A 14,137-nucleotide genomic window follows, 5' to 3' on the forward strand; every position below is an offset into this window, starting at 1 on the left:
CGACCCACGGTCGGCACCCACCGATGTTTCCGTGCCGACCAACGGTCGGCACCCACCTGCCCTGGTAGGTGCCGACCGTGGGTCGGCACTCCTTCATCAATGCGAACGCTGTACCGCGTAGCGGGCCAGGCCGCGCAGGGCGGCGACGGCATCGTTGTCGGCCAGGCCGTCGAGCGCGCGTTCGGCGGCTTCGGCATACTCCTCGGCGCGACGGCGGCTGTAGTCCAGGCCACCGGTGGCGTGGATCGCGGCCAGCACGTCCGGCATCGCAGAGGCGTCGCCGTTCTGCACGATCTCGCGCAGGCGCTGGCGGGTGGCTTCATCCGAATGGGCCATGGCGTGGATCAACGGCAGCGTGGCCTTGCCCTCGGCCAGGTCGTCGCCGAGGTTCTTGCCCAGCTCGTCGGCGTTGGCCGAGTAATCCAGCACGTCATCGGCGATCTGGAACGCGTAGCCCAGGTGCATGCCATAGTCGTACAGGGCCTGCTGGGTGGCTTCATCGACGCCACTGGCCAGCGCACCCAGACGGGTGCCGGCGGCGAACAGCACCGCGGTCTTGCGCTCGATCACACGCAGGTAGGCCGCTTCGTCGGTGTCCGGGTTGTGCACGTGCAGCAGCTGCAGCACTTCGCCTTCGGCGATGCGGTTGGTGGTGTCGGCCAGGATCTGCATCACCGACATCCGGTCCAGCTCGACCATCAGCTGGAAGCTGCGCGAGTACAGGAAGTCGCCCACCAGCACGCTCGGCGCGTTGCCCCACAGCGCATTGGCGGTGCTGCGGCCGCGACGCAGGCTGGATTCGTCCACCACGTCGTCGTGCAGCAGGGTGGAGGTGTGGATGAACTCGATGATCGCGGCCAGCTGGTGGTGCTCGGGGCCGGCGCCGCCGACCGCATGGCCGGCCAGCATCACCAGCATCGGCCGCAGGCGTTTGCCGCCCGCGGAAATGATGTGGTCGGCGATCTGGTTGATCAGCACCACATCCGAGGACAGCCGGCGGCGGATCAGGGCATCGACGGCAGCCATGTCGGCTGCGGCAAGCGACTGGATCTGGGACAGGCCCAGGGCGGGACGGGTGTCTTCAGTGATGGTCATGCGATCAGGCTTTCAGGCTCATCCCTGATTATAGGCGTTGCCTGTGAATTCGGGAGGAAACCGGTTCCCAAGCCGCCGCTGCGGACCGCCGACCACCGCGTCTGGCGTGAATACGTATGCAGGCAGCGCCATCGTCGTGGGCCGCCGCTAAGCTTGCGGGAGTTGGTTTTCGGCCCGCTTGCAGCGGGTCCCGCATGCCCGGAGGGGGGCTGTCGATGTCGCACTATCCATGGTGGCGCGGAGCCGTCATCTACCAGATCTACCCGCGCAGTTTCCTCGACGCCAACGGCGACGGGGTAGGCGACCTGCCGGGCATCATCCAGCGCCTCGACCATATCGCCGCGCTGGGCGTGGATGCGATCTGGATCTCGCCGTTCTTCCGATCGCCGATGGCCGACTTCGGCTATGACATCGCCGACTACCGCGATGTCGATCCGCTGTTCGGCAGCCTGGACGACTTCGACCGGCTGCTGGCCAAGGCGCATGGTCTTGGCCTGAAGGTGATGATCGACCAGGTGCTCAGCCATACCTCGATCGAGCATGCCTGGTTCCGCGAGAGCCGGCAGGACCGCAGCAATCCGAAGGCGGACTGGTATGTGTGGGTGGATCCGCGCGAGGACGGGACCCCCCCCAACAACTGGCTGTCCCTGTTCGGCGGTGGCGCCTGGCAGTGGGAGCCGCGCCGCGAGCAGTACTACCTGCACAACTTCCTGGTGGACCAGCCGGACCTGAATTTCCACCACCCCGAGGTGCAGCAGGCGACCCTGGACAACGTGCGCTTCTGGCTGGACCGGGGCGTGGATGGCTTCCGCCTGGATGCGATCAACTTCTGCTTCCATGATGCGCAGCTGCGCGACAACCCGCCCAAGCCGGCCGACAAGCGCGTCGGCCGCGGCTTCAGCGCGGACAACCCGTACGCCTACCAGTACCACTATTACAACAACACCCAGCCGGAGAACCTGCCGTTCCTGGAGCAGCTGCGTGCCCTGCTGGACGAGTACCCGGGGGCGGTGAGCCTGGGCGAGATCTCGTCGGAGGACTCGCTGGCGACCACCGCCGAATACACCCAGGATGGCCGCCTGCACATGGGCTACAGCTTCGAGCTGCTGGTCAACGACTACAGCGCGGCCTACATCCGCGACACGGTGTCGCGGCTGGAAGCGGCGATGACCCAGGGCTGGCCGTGCTGGGCGGTGTCCAACCACGATGTGGAGCGGGCGGTCAGCCGCTGGGGTGGGCATCCGGCCGACCCGCGCCTGGCGCGGATGCTGGTGGCGCTGCTGTGCTCACTGCGCGGCTCGGTCTGCCTGTACCAGGGCGAGGAACTGGGCCTGGCCGAGGCCGAGGTGCCGTTCGAGGCGCTGCAGGACCCGTACGGCATCACCTTCTGGCCGAACTTCAAGGGGCGCGACGGCTGCCGCACGCCGCTGCCGTGGATCGATGCGCCGCTGGCCGGCTTCACCACCGGCAAGCCGTGGCTGCCGATCCCGGCCGAGCACCAGGCGGCGGCCGTGGCGGTGCAGGCGCAGGATCCGCAGTCGGTGCTGTCGGCCTTCCGCGGTTTCCTGGCCTGGCGCCGCACCCAGCCGGCCCTGCTGCACGGTGACATCCGGTTCCTGGACAGTGCCGAGCCAGTGCTGCTGTTCGAGCGTATGCTTGCAGATGAAACTCTCCTGCTGGCCTTCAACCTGTCGGCCGAGGCGGTGACCCATCCGCTGCCGGCGGGCACCTGGCAGCAGGTGACCGTACCGGGCCCGGATGCGGGGACGGTGCACGGCAATGAACTGCAGCTGCCGGCGCGCGCGGTGTATTGCGCACGACGCAGCTGACCGATTTCTCCGGTGGCGGTACTTGCGGGGACGGGGCCGAAGCGCCCCGTCCCTTTTTTGTGGGCGCGGTTGCGGTGTAGAGCATCCACGCATGGCGTGGATCTACCGGAGAGGCGATGTTCCGGCGATCGGCATCCACGCATGGCGTGGATCTACCTGGGGTGTGCCGAATGGATCCCGGTCATGCATGGATGCGATGCCAATCGGGTAGATCCACGCCATGCGTGGATGGGCCTTGCCGATCATCTGTCGGCACGCGCGCAAAAGAAAACCCGCTGCCTGCGCAGCGGGTTTCCGGTTCTGCCGATTGATGTCGTTGCCAGGCACGGCCTGGCACTACTGATCATGATCCTAGAACTTGTAGTTCACGCCCAGCATGTAGGTGCGGCCCCACTCGATGTACTCCAGCGGGCGATCCTTGGTGCCGGCGTAGGTGCGGTACGGCTCGTTGGTCAGGTTGCTTCCCTGCAGCAGCAGGGTCAGCCCGCGCAGGCTGCTGCTGTCGCTGAAGGTGTAGCTGATCTGCGCATCGGTCACGTTCTCGCCCACCACGTAACGCAGGGTGCGGTTGCCGTTGAAGTTGCCGATCTCGCCGATGAAGTCCGAACGACGACGCTGGCTGACACGTGCTTCAAAGCCACTGCGCTCATAGTAGGCAGTGAAGTTGTACACGCGCTTGGACAGGCCGGGCAGGCTGATCGGGTCGGTGCCGACGCTGGAGGCGCTTTCCGGATCCAGGATCTGGATGTCGCTCTTGTTGAAGGTCGCGCTGGCCTGCACGCCGAAGCCACGCAGGCTGTCGGTCAGCATGTCCAGCGGGAACGACGCGGTCAGCTCCAGGCCCTTCAGCGTACCGCCCTTGCCGTTTACCGGGGTCGAGAACGTGCCGGTCGGCAGCACCGGCACCACCATGCCCGGCGGCGGCACATAGTTGCCCAGCAACCCGGTGAAGTCGTAGTTGTCCACCGACTGGGTGTAGACGTAGCTCTTCAGGTCCTTGTAGAAGATCGCGGCGGCCACGTAGGCCTTTTCGCCGAAGTACTTCTCGTAGGACAGGTCGAGCGCGGTGGCGCGCCACGGATCCAGCAGCGGATTGCCACCACTGCCGCCGGGGCGGCCGGTACCGGTATCCACGCCGAACTCCAGGCCGGCCCGCATCTGGTCCACGCGCGGGCGGGCGACCTGCTTGGCTGCAGCAAAGCGCAGGGTCTGTTCGTGCGGGAACATGAAGGCCAGGTTCAAGCTCGGCAGCCAGTCGTTGTACTTGCGGCCATCGGAGTACGGCTGGATGTTGTTGCCGGCCGCCTGCGAGCTGTCCCAGTAGCGTGAGTCCGAGCTCTGGTCGGTGTGCTGCATCTGCACGCCGATGTTGCCGCGCACGCCGACCACGCCGATGTCGGTGTTGATGTTCAGGCGCGCCCAAGCGGTGGTGATCTTTTCCTGCACCGTCCACGACTTGGGAATCAGGTAGTCGAGGTTGTCGACCGGATTGAAGGTCATGTAGCGACCGACCGCGCCCGGCACGTTCCAGGCCGGGATGGTGCCCAGACCGGCGAAGCCCAGGTTGACCGGGCGGTACTGCAGGTCCGATGCGATGTTGGCATCGCCCTGTGCGCCCAGCAGGATGTTGCCCTCAGACTGCGTCTTCACCTTGCGGCGGTCGGCATAGTTCACGCCGATATCCAAGTCCGGTGCCCACGACGCCATTGCTTCGGGCAGGGCGATGGTCGCGGCCAGCTTGCCGCCCTTCAGGCGGTCTTCCACCTTCGGCACCTTGCCGTAACCAGAACCGTAGATGGTGTTGGTCAGGAACAGCGCGTCCGGGTTGGAGTAGTTCAGGCCCGGGCTGATCTGCGAGAAGCCGTCCTGGCGGAACTGCACACCGACCGTATCCAGCTGCGGCATCGGGGTCAGCTGCAGGTTGTTTTCCAGGTTCAGCTCGTCACGGGTGGCTTTGGAATAGTTCAGGTCGGCGACCAGCTTGACGCTGCCGAAGGTGAACTCGTTGTTCCAGCCGAATGCATCGATCTTGTCCTTGCGCTTGTTGTACATGCCGCGCACCAGCGGATACACGCCACTGGCGGTGCCACCAGTGAAGGTGCCATTGGCATTGACCTGCGGATTGCTGACCAGCAGGCCCGGCGTGTAGTTGCCGTTGTAGTTGCTGAGGTTGAGCTCGAACTGGTTGGCGGTGTCGATCTGCTCCGCCTCGGTATGGAACGCGTCGAAGGTGCTGGTCCAGCTGTTGTTCGGCCGGAACTGGATCGTGGCCATCACACCGTCGCGCTTGTTGTTGCCGGTGCGGCGCAACGCCTTGATGCCGTCGGTGAAGTAGGTGCCAGCGGCAACCCCGGGGCGGTTGCCGTTGGTGGTGTGCTCGGTGGTCCACGGCTCGTACAGGCCCACCTGGTTTTCCTGGATCGGCATGTCGCTGTGCGCGTAGCCGATGGCGATGCCGAGCGTCTTGTCCAGGAACTGATCGATGTAGCTGGCGCTGAAGCGGTTGCCGTACGGATCGGTGTCGGCGGCGCGGCCCAACGAACTCTTCTGGTAGCGGCCGCTGATCGCGATGACACGGTCGGGGAAGCTGAGCGGACGTGCGGTCTGCATGTCGATGGTGCCCGACAGGCCCTGGCCGACCAGCGCCGCATCCGGGGTCTTGTACACGGTCACGCCGTTGACCAGCTCGGACGGGTACTGGTCGAACTCGACGCCACGGTTGTCGCCGGTGCTGACCACTTCACGGCCGTTGAGCAGGGTGGTGGCGAAATCCGGCGACAGGCCGCGCACGCTGATCACCTGCGCACGGCCGGCCACACGCTGCGCGGCAAGGCCGGGCAGGCGCGAGATCGATTCGGCGATGCTGACGTCGGGAAGCTTGCCGATGTCCTCGGCGGAAATCGCTTCGACCACCGAGGTGGCGTCCTGCTTGGTCGCGATGGCGCTTTCGATGCCGCGTCGGATGCCGGTGACCTGCACGGTATCCAGGTTGGTGGCGGCGGTGCCGGTCGGCGGGGTGGTGGTGGTCTGCGTGGACTGTGCTGCTACCAGCGACGGCGTCAGTACGACGGCCAACGCGATGCTCAGCGCACTGCGCTTGTGGTTCAACATTTTCCCCTCCCAGGCAATGTTGTAGTGCGATTCGTGGTCGTCCCGATGCTGTCGAGGACGTGCGACGCGGTGGCCGCTGTCGTCGCCGCTATGGTAGGCAGCGCGTTCTTCGTGGGAATCACCCTGCATACGTATTCAATGGCGTTTGCAGGGTTGTAATCGCTTTCAGGTGCATCGTTCCGTAGAGCCGAGCCCACGCTCCGCTGCGTTCCGGTGCTGCGCACCGCCGCCCGAGCATGGGCTCGGGCGCTACAGGGGCGCGCAGGCCGGCAAGCGTTCAGTGGACCGGCGTGAAGCGGATGGCCTGCCCGCCGCCCGGCGCCAGCACCAGGGTGAGTGAATCGGTGCTGCTGACCTCGCGGGTCTCGCGCTTGAAGGCGAAGGGATTGCTGCGGAAATCCGCGCCGTCGCCATCGCGGTAGATCTCGGCGCGGTATCGCACGCCCGGCTCCAGGAAGCCCAGCGACACCGGCAGCACGCGGCCGTTCTCATCGGTGATGCTGCCGAGGAACCAGTCGCGGCTGTTGCGGTCGCGGCGCACGATCGTCACGTAGTCGCCGACCTCGCCATCGAGCACGCGGCTCTGCTCCCAGTCCACCGCCACGTCCTCGATAAAGCGGAACGCGTCGCGGTGCTGCAGGTAGTGCTCGGGCAGATCCGCGGCCATCTGGATCGGGCTGTACAGCACCACGTAAAGGGCCAGCTGGCGGGCCAGCGTGCTGGGGATGGCCTGGCCGTGGCGGCCCTTCAGGCTGAGGATGCCGGGGGTGTAGTCCATTGGCCCGGCCAGCATGCGGGTGAACACCAGGTTGACCTCATGCTCGGGCGGGTTCGGTGGCTGTCCCCAGGCGTTGTATTCCATGCCGCGCGCGCCTTCGCGCGAGATCCAGTTCGGGTAGGTGCGACGCAGGCCGGTGTCCTTGATCGGCTCGTGCGGATTCACCGACAGGTGCCGGCGCGCGGCCTCCTGCACGACCTTCAGGTGATGACGGGCCATGAACTGCCCGTCGTGCCACTCGCGCCACAGCGGGCCGCCGGCCGGGTTGCGGCGATCGACCTGGCCGTCGTCGCAGACGTAGCCGGTCTTGAACTGATCCACGCCCAGCCGCGCATACAGGTCCAGCGCAGCATCCAGTTGCTCTTCGTAGTGCTCGATCGCGCAGCCGGTTTCATGGTGGCCGATCAGGTGCACGCCCTTCTTCAACCCGTACGCCGACAGTGCTTCGATGTCGAAATCCGGCGTGGCGCGGGTGAAGTCGAAGTCGTAACCGTTGCCGACCCAGTTGCCGTCCCAGCCCGGATTCCAGCCTTCCACCAGCACGCCACGGAAGCCGTGCGCGGCGGCGAAGTCGATCACCTTCTTCGTCTTGGCGGTGGTGGCCGCATGCTTCGGTCCGGTCGCCCAGCTTTCTTCATCCAGGTGCATCGACCACCACACCCCCAGGTACTTGGCCGGCTTCACCCAGCTCACGTCGCCCAGCGCATTGGGCTCGTTGAGGTTGAGGATCAGATCGGACTCGACCAGCCCGCCGGCGCGGTCGGCAATCTGCAGGGTGCGCCATGGCGTGGCGAAGGGCAGGGCGCGGCGTACCTTCCAGCCCTCGGCCGAAGGCGAAAGCTGCGCGCGCAGGCGCTGACCATCGGTGCGGCGCAGCCACATGCCTGCATAGTCGACCAGGGCCGCTTCATGGATGGCCACGTGCAGGCCGTCGTGGCTGCGCAGGGTCATCGGCGTGTGCACCAGTGGCACTTCGCGCAGCGGCGTGCGCTGGTACAGGTATTCGTAGTGGATCGGTTCGCCTGCGGGTATCCACCAGGCGGTGGACTCCGGTGCGATGGCGAACTCGGTCAGTTCGTCATCGATGATCGCTTCGCGCAGGTTCGGTTGCTCGGGGAACACGTAGCGGAAACCCAGGCCGTCGTCGTAGACGCGGAACACCACGTCCAGCCGGCGCTTGCTGCCGGTGGTTTCGGCCAGGTGCACGGTCAGTTCGTTGAAGCGGTTGCGGGTGAGGCGGCGCTCGCCCCACGGCTGTTCCCAGCGGTCGTCGACACTGCGGCGTTCCTGCGCCAGCAGGCTGAAGTCGCGGTCGAGGCGACCATCCCGCAGTTCAAAACCCAGCTTCGAATCGGCCACCACGGTCTGGCCAAGGCGCTCGACGCGGTAGCGTGCGGTACCGCCGTCCAGCACCAGGCTGACCTTCAATACCTTGTCCGGTGATTCGACGCTGGCGATCTGCGGTGCCGCCGCCTGTGCCAGCGTGGCCAATCCCAGCAGGGCCAGGCCGAAGGCGTGCGCGAACACTGCGCGTACCGTTGTGGGTGACGTCGGCATTTCCCCTCCCAAGGCGCCGTTGACAGACCCGGACCATAAGCCAGCGCGGCAGGTGTGCCGGTACTGCGCGCCATGAATACGTATGCAGCTGGACGCAGCCCACAGCCCCGCGTCTACCATGGGGCCAGGGCACCTTGAGGGAGGTGCCGCGCCCGCACGCCGGCAACGGCAGTGCGGACCCACAACGGTGCAGAGAGGGAGGGAGGTCGACGGGCGCAAGCCGGTCTGCCGCTTCGATGCTGAAGATCATTTGCCTGACCGCTGCCCTGGGGGCAGCGCTGGGGACGACCGCGCACGCGGCCGACCTGACATTCGACGGCCGCCAGGCGCGCGCCGAAGCCGCTGCCAAGGGCAGCTTCATCCTGCATGCCCCCACGGGCGAGGTGCGCATCGCCGCCGCGCCCATGCGCAGCCAGACCGGCAGCGTGATGTTCGACGCGCTGTTCGCATTGGCCCAGCAGGAAATGGACCAGGACAGGGTGGACGCGATCCGCGATCCGGCCTTCGATGAAGGCCGCCCGGTACCGTGCGAGTGCTTCCAGACCGGCGCGCGCTGGCCGTACGTGTGGACGCGCGACGTCAGCTTTGCTGCCGACCTGGCGCTGGCCAAGCTGGACCCGAAGCGCACCCGGCAGTCGCTGCAGTTCAAGTTGTCGGCGGCGCGCGACGGGCATACGCCCGGCCTGTTCGTGGCCCAGGACACCGGCTCCGGTGGTAGCTGGCCGATCAGCAGCGACCGCGTGGTGTGGTTCCTCGCCGCACGCCACCTGCTGGATGATCCTGCGTTTGCCGATCAGGTCTGGCAGGCCCTGCAGGGCACGCTGGCGCAGGACCGGGCGATGGTGTTCGACGCGCAGATGGGCCTGTATCGCGGCGAGACCTCGTTCCTCGACTGGCGCGAGCAGACCTATCCGGACTGGACGCGCGAGGACGTGCGCTTCATCGGCGATTCCTATGCGCTGTCCACCAACGTGCTGCACTACCAGGCGCTGCGCCTGGCGCAGCAGATGGCCGCGCAGCTGGGCGACGAACGCAGCGAGCAGTACAAGGCCTGGGCCGACGCACTGGCGGTACAGATCGACGCGCGTTTCTGGCGCGAAGACATGGGCCAGTACATGAGCTACATCGGCGAAGCGGCGCACCCGGTGCCGTACGCCAAGATCGATCTGCTTGGCCTGTCGCTGGGCATCCTTGCCGACGTGCTGCCTGCCGAGCGCGCGCGCCGGGCGCTGGCGGGCTATCCGATGGGTGCTGCCGGCAGCCCGGTGGTGTGGCCGCAGGAAGCGCAGCAGCCGATCTACCACAACCGCGCGATCTGGCCGTTCGTCAGCGCCTATTCGCTGCGCGCGGCGCGCAGGGTGGACGATGCACCGCGCATCGCCGCCGAGATCCGCTCGCTGATGCAGGGGGCGGCGTTGGCCGGCTCCAACATGGAGAACTACGAGCTGGTCAGCCAGGCCGTGCACGTGGACGAAGGTGCCTTGAGCGGCCCGGTGGTCAATTCCGAGCGCCAGTTGTGGTCGGTGGCCGGCTATCTGTCGATGGTGACCGAGGGTGTGTTCGGCGTGCAGGACGACGGTCGCGTGCAGCCCAAGCTGCCGGCCGAACTGGTTCCGGAGCTGTTCGGGAAGCAGAAGCGGATCAGTCTGGAGTCGGGCGGCAAGCGCTATGTGCTGGAGCGCCCGAAGCAGGTGGGCGCTGGCTTGCTGGTCGCAGGAAAGACGCGCACGCGCGGCGCCACGACGACCGTGCAGCTGGTCGCCGCGCCGGCAGCGGCGAGCCGTGACGTACTGCGCGCCGATGCCAATGCACGTGCGCCGGCCACGCCGCTGGCGCCGCAGGCAAAGCGCAGCGGCAAGGGCTGGGCCGTCGCGGTCGCCGCCGGCCAGGTGCTGTGGCAGGACGGTGTCGCGGCCACTGCCGCAAAGGGCGTGGTGCGTATCGGCGATGATGGCCTGCAGCACTGCCTGAGCCTGACCCGTCGTGAAGGTTCGCTGGAATCACTGCACAGTCCGATGGTCTGCGTCGGCCCGCAGCAGGTGCTGCGTGGCAGCCGGCAGTGGCAGTTCAACGCCGCCAGGGCGGGCCACGTGCGCCTGCGTCTGCAGTACAGCAACCCGAACGGTCCCATCAACACCGGTGTGACCGCGGCGGTGAAACAGCTGGCCGTGCAGTGCAAGGGCCAGCCGCCGCAGCGGCACACGGTGGCTCTGCCGCACAGCGTCGCGGCGCAGGACTCGACCGCTGTAACCTTCGCGGTGCCCAAGGGCCGCTGCACGGTGACCCTTGAAGAGGGCTTCAACATGAGCGCGCTGCAGCACTTCGCGCACTACACCGGCGGCAAGGGCGGGCGCGATGGCGTGCTCAACCAGGCCCAGGTGCACGCACTGAAGGTCGCGCCGGTGACTGCAGCAGAGGACGCACGATGAGTCGTCCTGCAAAGCCGCAGTTGTCGTTCTGGCAGATCTGGAACATGTGTTTCGGCTTCCTTGGCATCCAGTTTGGTTTCGCCCTGCAGAATGCCAACGCCAGCCGCATCTTCGAAACGCTGGGTGCGGACATGGAGGCGGTGCCGGGACTGTGGATCGCCGCGCCGCTGACCGGCCTGCTGGTGCAGCCGGTGATCGGCTACCTGTCCGACCGCACCTGGACGCGCTGGGGACGGCGCCGGCCGTTCTTCATGATCGGCGCGGTGCTGACCACGCTGGCCCTGCTGGTGATGCCGAACTCGCCAACGCTGTGGATCGCGGCCGGCACGCTGTGGGTGCTGGACGCCTCGATCAACGTATCGATGGAGCCGTTCCGCGCCTTCGTCGGCGACCAGCTGGCACCGCGGCAGCGCCCGGCCGGCTATGCGATGCAGAGTTTCTTCATCGGCGTCGGCGCGATCGTTGCCAGCTTCCTGCCCTTCATCCTGGCCCACTTCGGCGTTGCCAACACGGCAGCGGCGGGCGAAGTGCCCGATACCGTGCGCTATGCGTTCTACTTCGGCGCGGTGGTGCTGCTGGCAGCGATCACCTGGACGGTGGTCAGCACACGTGAATATTCACCCGACGAGCTGGCCAGCTTCGATGACGCCGAACCGCCGGCGCACCACGCCGGCACTGCGGTCAGCGGCCCTGCGCCATGGGCGCAGGTTGCGCTGTGGTTGGGGCTCGGCGTGCTGCTGGCGGCACTGATCGCGTGGCGCCAGGGCGACAAGATGCTTTACGTGCTGGCCGGTCTGTGCGCGGGCTATGGCGCACTGCTGGCGGCGGCGCGGGTACTGCCGGGCACGCACATGCTGGCCGCCATCGTCGGTGACCTGCGCGCGATGCCGATCACCATGCGCCGTCTGGCCTGGGTGCAGTTCTTCTCGTGGTTTGCCCTGTTCGCGATGTGGATCTTCACCACGCGCGCGGTGGCCGGCATGCACTTCGGTTCCACCGACGTCGAATCAGCGGCCTACAACGAAGGCGCCAACTGGGTGGGCGTGCTGTTTGGTGCCTACAACGGCTTCGCCGCACTGGCCGCGCTGCTGATCCCGCCGATGGTGCGGGCGATCGGCCTGCGCTGGAGCCACCTGGTCAACCTGTGGTTGGGTGGGGCAGGGCTGATCTCGATGATGTTCATCGACGATCCGCAGTGGCTGCTGCTGTCGATGGTCGGCGTGGGCTTTGCCTGGGCCTCGATCCTGTCGTTGCCCTATGCGCTGCTGTCGGACAGCGTGCCGGCGGCGAAGATGGGCGTGTACATGGGCATCTTCAATTTCTTCATCGTGATCCCGCAGCTGGTCGCGGCCAGCGCACTCGGTTTCGCCCTGCGCGCATGGCTGGGGGGCCAGCCGATGCATGTACTGGTGCTGGGTGGCTGCAGTCTGTTGATTGCGGGTCTGTGCGTGTTGCGGGTTCCGTCCCGTCCGGAGGTGGTGTGATGCGTGGTGCTCTGTCTGTTGCTGTATCCCTTGTGTTGTTCGCTGGCCATGCTGCGGCCGCGCCACGCCCGGCCTATGTCGGCACCACCGAGCCGTTCGCCAGCGACGCGGTGTACTTCGTGGTCACCGACCGCTTCGTCAACGGTGATCCGTCCAACGACCATCGCGACCAGGGCGGCAAGCACCGTACCTTCGATATCCCGGTGCCATGCCCGGACAAGGTGGACGGCAACATCGGCTACCTCGGTGGTGATTTCCGCGGGGTGCTCGACAACGCCGATTACATCCGCAACCTCGGTTTCGGCGCGGTGTGGATCACCCCGATCGTCGACAACCCGGACGAGGCCTTCACCGGCAGCAAGCCGATCAGCTGCACGAGCACGCTGACCGACCGTGGCAAGACCGGCTACCACGGTTACTGGGGCATCAACTTCTACAAACTCGATGAACACCTGCCGAGCAAGGACCTGGACTTTGCCGGGTTGACCAAGGGCCTGCACGGCGCAGGCCTGAAGGTGGTGCTGGACATCGTCGGCAACCACGGGTCGCCGGCCTGGACCATGCCGAAGCGGCAGCCGCAGTTCGGCCAGATCTTCGACAAAAACGGCACGCTGATCGCCGACCACCAGAACCTGCCGCCGCAGAAGCTGGACCCGGAGCACAACCCGCTGCACGCGTTCTACAACGCCATCGGCCCGGTCGACAGCAAGGACGGATCGATCTTCGACGGCAACCTGGCAGAGCTGAGCGACTTCAATCAGGACAACCCGGCAGTGATGGACTACCTGGTGGGGGCCTATCTGCAGTGGACCGCGCAGGGCGTGGATGCGCTGCGCATCGACACCATCGGCTGGCTGCCGCATCCGTGGTGGCACGCGTTCGTCAACCGCATCCGCGCGCAGCACCCGGGCATGTTCATGTTCGGCGAAGCGTTCGACTACAACGCGGCCAGCATCGCCGAACACACCTGGCCGGCCAACGCCAATGTCAGCGTGCTCGACTTCCCGCTGCGCGGCGCGCTGGAGCAGACCTTCGGCACCGCCGGCAAGGGGTTTGAGACCCTGTCCGAGCCGCTGCACCTGACCGGTGGTCCGTACGCCAACCCGTACGAGCTGATGAGCTTCTACGACAACCACGACATGCCGCGCCTGCAGGCCAGCGACAACGGCTTCATCGACGCGCACAACTGGCTGTTCACCGCACGTGGCATTCCGGTGGTCTATTACGGTTCGGAAACCGGCTTCATGCGCGGCCGTGCGGAACACGCCGGCAACCGCGCCTACTTCGGCCAGCCGCGGGTGGATGCTGCCCCGCAGAGCCCGATCTTCGCGCCGCTGCAACGCATCGCCAAACTGCGTGAGGCAACGCCGGCGCTGCAGCGCGGCCTGCAGGTGAACGAACGTCTGCAGGGCGATGAAGCGGTGTTCTTCCGCGTGCTGCAGCACGCCGACGTGGCGCAGACTGCGCTGGTGCTGTTGAACAAGGGCGATGCTGTGCGCAGCATCGAAGTGGACCGGTACCTGCAGGCGGGTACCTGGCGTGATGCGCTGGACGGCGGCGAGATGAAGGTGAAGCGCGCGCTGAAGGTGGAGGTGCCGGCGCACGGGGTGAAGGTGTACGTGCTGGATGCACCGGTGCAGCAGCCGGCCCTGCAGGCCGAACTGGACAAGGCCATGGCAGACCAGCAGTCTCGCGACCAGCGTCTGGGGCGCTGGGAGACCCGGGCCGGGCGGCTGTAGAGCCGAGCCTGCGCTCGGCTGCGCTTCCCCGGACTGCAGATGGTGGCAGCCGAGCGTGGGCTCGGCTCTACAATGGGCACCCCGGATTGCCTCACCGCACCGCCATGACCGACCT

The 14,137-nt window shown here is 66.7% G+C and carries 7 protein-coding genes; 4 read left to right on the forward strand and 3 right to left on the reverse strand.

The features are described 5' to 3' along the window. Window positions 1–96: 96 nt before the first annotated feature. Window positions 97–1,095 (reverse strand): polyprenyl synthetase family protein, encoded by a 999-nt coding sequence (locus tag ACFX4F_RS20265; RefSeq protein ID WP_380658126.1) that lies wholly within the window; start codon window positions 1,093–1,095, stop codon window positions 97–99. A gap of 215 nt (window positions 1,096–1,310) precedes the next feature. Here ACFX4F_RS20265 and ACFX4F_RS20270 point away from each other — a divergent pair, with 215 nt between their 5' ends. Beyond that, the gene (locus ACFX4F_RS20270; RefSeq protein WP_380658127.1) at window positions 1,311–2,924 is read left to right on the forward strand and encodes an alpha-glucosidase family protein; all 1,614 of its coding nucleotides are present in this window, start codon (window positions 1,311–1,313) and stop codon (window positions 2,922–2,924) included. 351 nt (window positions 2,925–3,275) lie between these two features. On the opposite strand, the gene ACFX4F_RS20275 is transcribed toward ACFX4F_RS20270, so the two are convergent. Continuing rightward, window positions 3,276–6,035 carry a TonB-dependent receptor gene (locus tag ACFX4F_RS20275; protein ID WP_380658129.1) on the reverse strand — a complete coding sequence of 920 codons (2,760 nt, stop codon included), beginning with the start codon at window positions 6,033–6,035 and terminating at the stop codon, window positions 3,276–3,278. A gap of 277 nt (window positions 6,036–6,312) precedes the next feature. Then, window positions 6,313–8,370, reverse strand: a complete 2,058-nt coding sequence (locus ACFX4F_RS20280) for a glycoside hydrolase family 97 protein (protein WP_380658131.1) — start codon at window positions 8,368–8,370, stop codon at window positions 6,313–6,315. A gap of 236 nt (window positions 8,371–8,606) precedes the next feature. Between ACFX4F_RS20280 and ACFX4F_RS20285 the strand changes: the two genes are divergently transcribed. The 3 genes from ACFX4F_RS20285 to ACFX4F_RS20295 are packed head-to-tail and all read left to right on the forward strand — an operon-like array spanning window position 8,607 to window position 14,022. After that, window positions 8,607–10,799, forward strand: coding sequence for a Six-hairpin glycosidase-like protein (locus ACFX4F_RS20285; RefSeq protein ID WP_380658133.1), 2,193 nt, complete (start codon window positions 8,607–8,609; stop codon window positions 10,797–10,799). Continuing rightward, on the forward strand, window positions 10,796–12,283 hold the full coding sequence (locus ACFX4F_RS20290; protein ID WP_380658135.1) for an MFS transporter: 1,488 nt from the start codon (window positions 10,796–10,798) through the stop codon (window positions 12,281–12,283). Before ACFX4F_RS20285 ends, ACFX4F_RS20290 begins: the two co-directional genes overlap by 4 nt. Further along, window positions 12,283–14,022 (forward strand): alpha-amylase family glycosyl hydrolase, encoded by a 1,740-nt coding sequence (locus tag ACFX4F_RS20295; protein ID WP_380658137.1) that lies wholly within the window; start codon window positions 12,283–12,285, stop codon window positions 14,020–14,022. Before ACFX4F_RS20290 ends, ACFX4F_RS20295 begins: the two co-directional genes overlap by 1 nt. The last annotated feature ends 115 nt before the right edge of the window (window positions 14,023–14,137 follow it).

The organism is Stenotrophomonas sp. YIM B13575, assembly GCF_042787595.1.
In the GTDB taxonomy this organism is placed as follows: Bacteria; Pseudomonadota; Gammaproteobacteria; order Xanthomonadales; family Xanthomonadaceae; genus Stenotrophomonas; species Stenotrophomonas lactitubi_B.

Excerpts from the sequence above, each read along its gene's own strand:
- ACFX4F_RS20265 (WP_380658126.1), bottom strand. The coding sequence starts at position 1,095 with ATGACCATCACTGAAGACACCCGTCCCGCCCTGGGCCTGTCCCAGATC.
- ACFX4F_RS20270 (WP_380658127.1), top strand. The coding sequence starts at position 1,311 with ATGTCGCACTATCCATGGTGGCGCGGAGCCGTCATCTACCAGATCTAC.
- ACFX4F_RS20275 (WP_380658129.1), bottom strand. The coding sequence starts at position 6,035 with ATGTTGAACCACAAGCGCAGTGCGCTGAGCATCGCGTTGGCCGTCGTA.
- ACFX4F_RS20280 (WP_380658131.1), bottom strand. The coding sequence starts at position 8,370 with ATGCCGACGTCACCCACAACGGTACGCGCAGTGTTCGCGCACGCCTTC.
- ACFX4F_RS20285 (WP_380658133.1), top strand. The coding sequence starts at position 8,607 with ATGCTGAAGATCATTTGCCTGACCGCTGCCCTGGGGGCAGCGCTGGGG.
- ACFX4F_RS20290 (WP_380658135.1), top strand. The coding sequence starts at position 10,796 with ATGAGTCGTCCTGCAAAGCCGCAGTTGTCGTTCTGGCAGATCTGGAAC.
- ACFX4F_RS20295 (WP_380658137.1), top strand. The coding sequence starts at position 12,283 with ATGCGTGGTGCTCTGTCTGTTGCTGTATCCCTTGTGTTGTTCGCTGGC.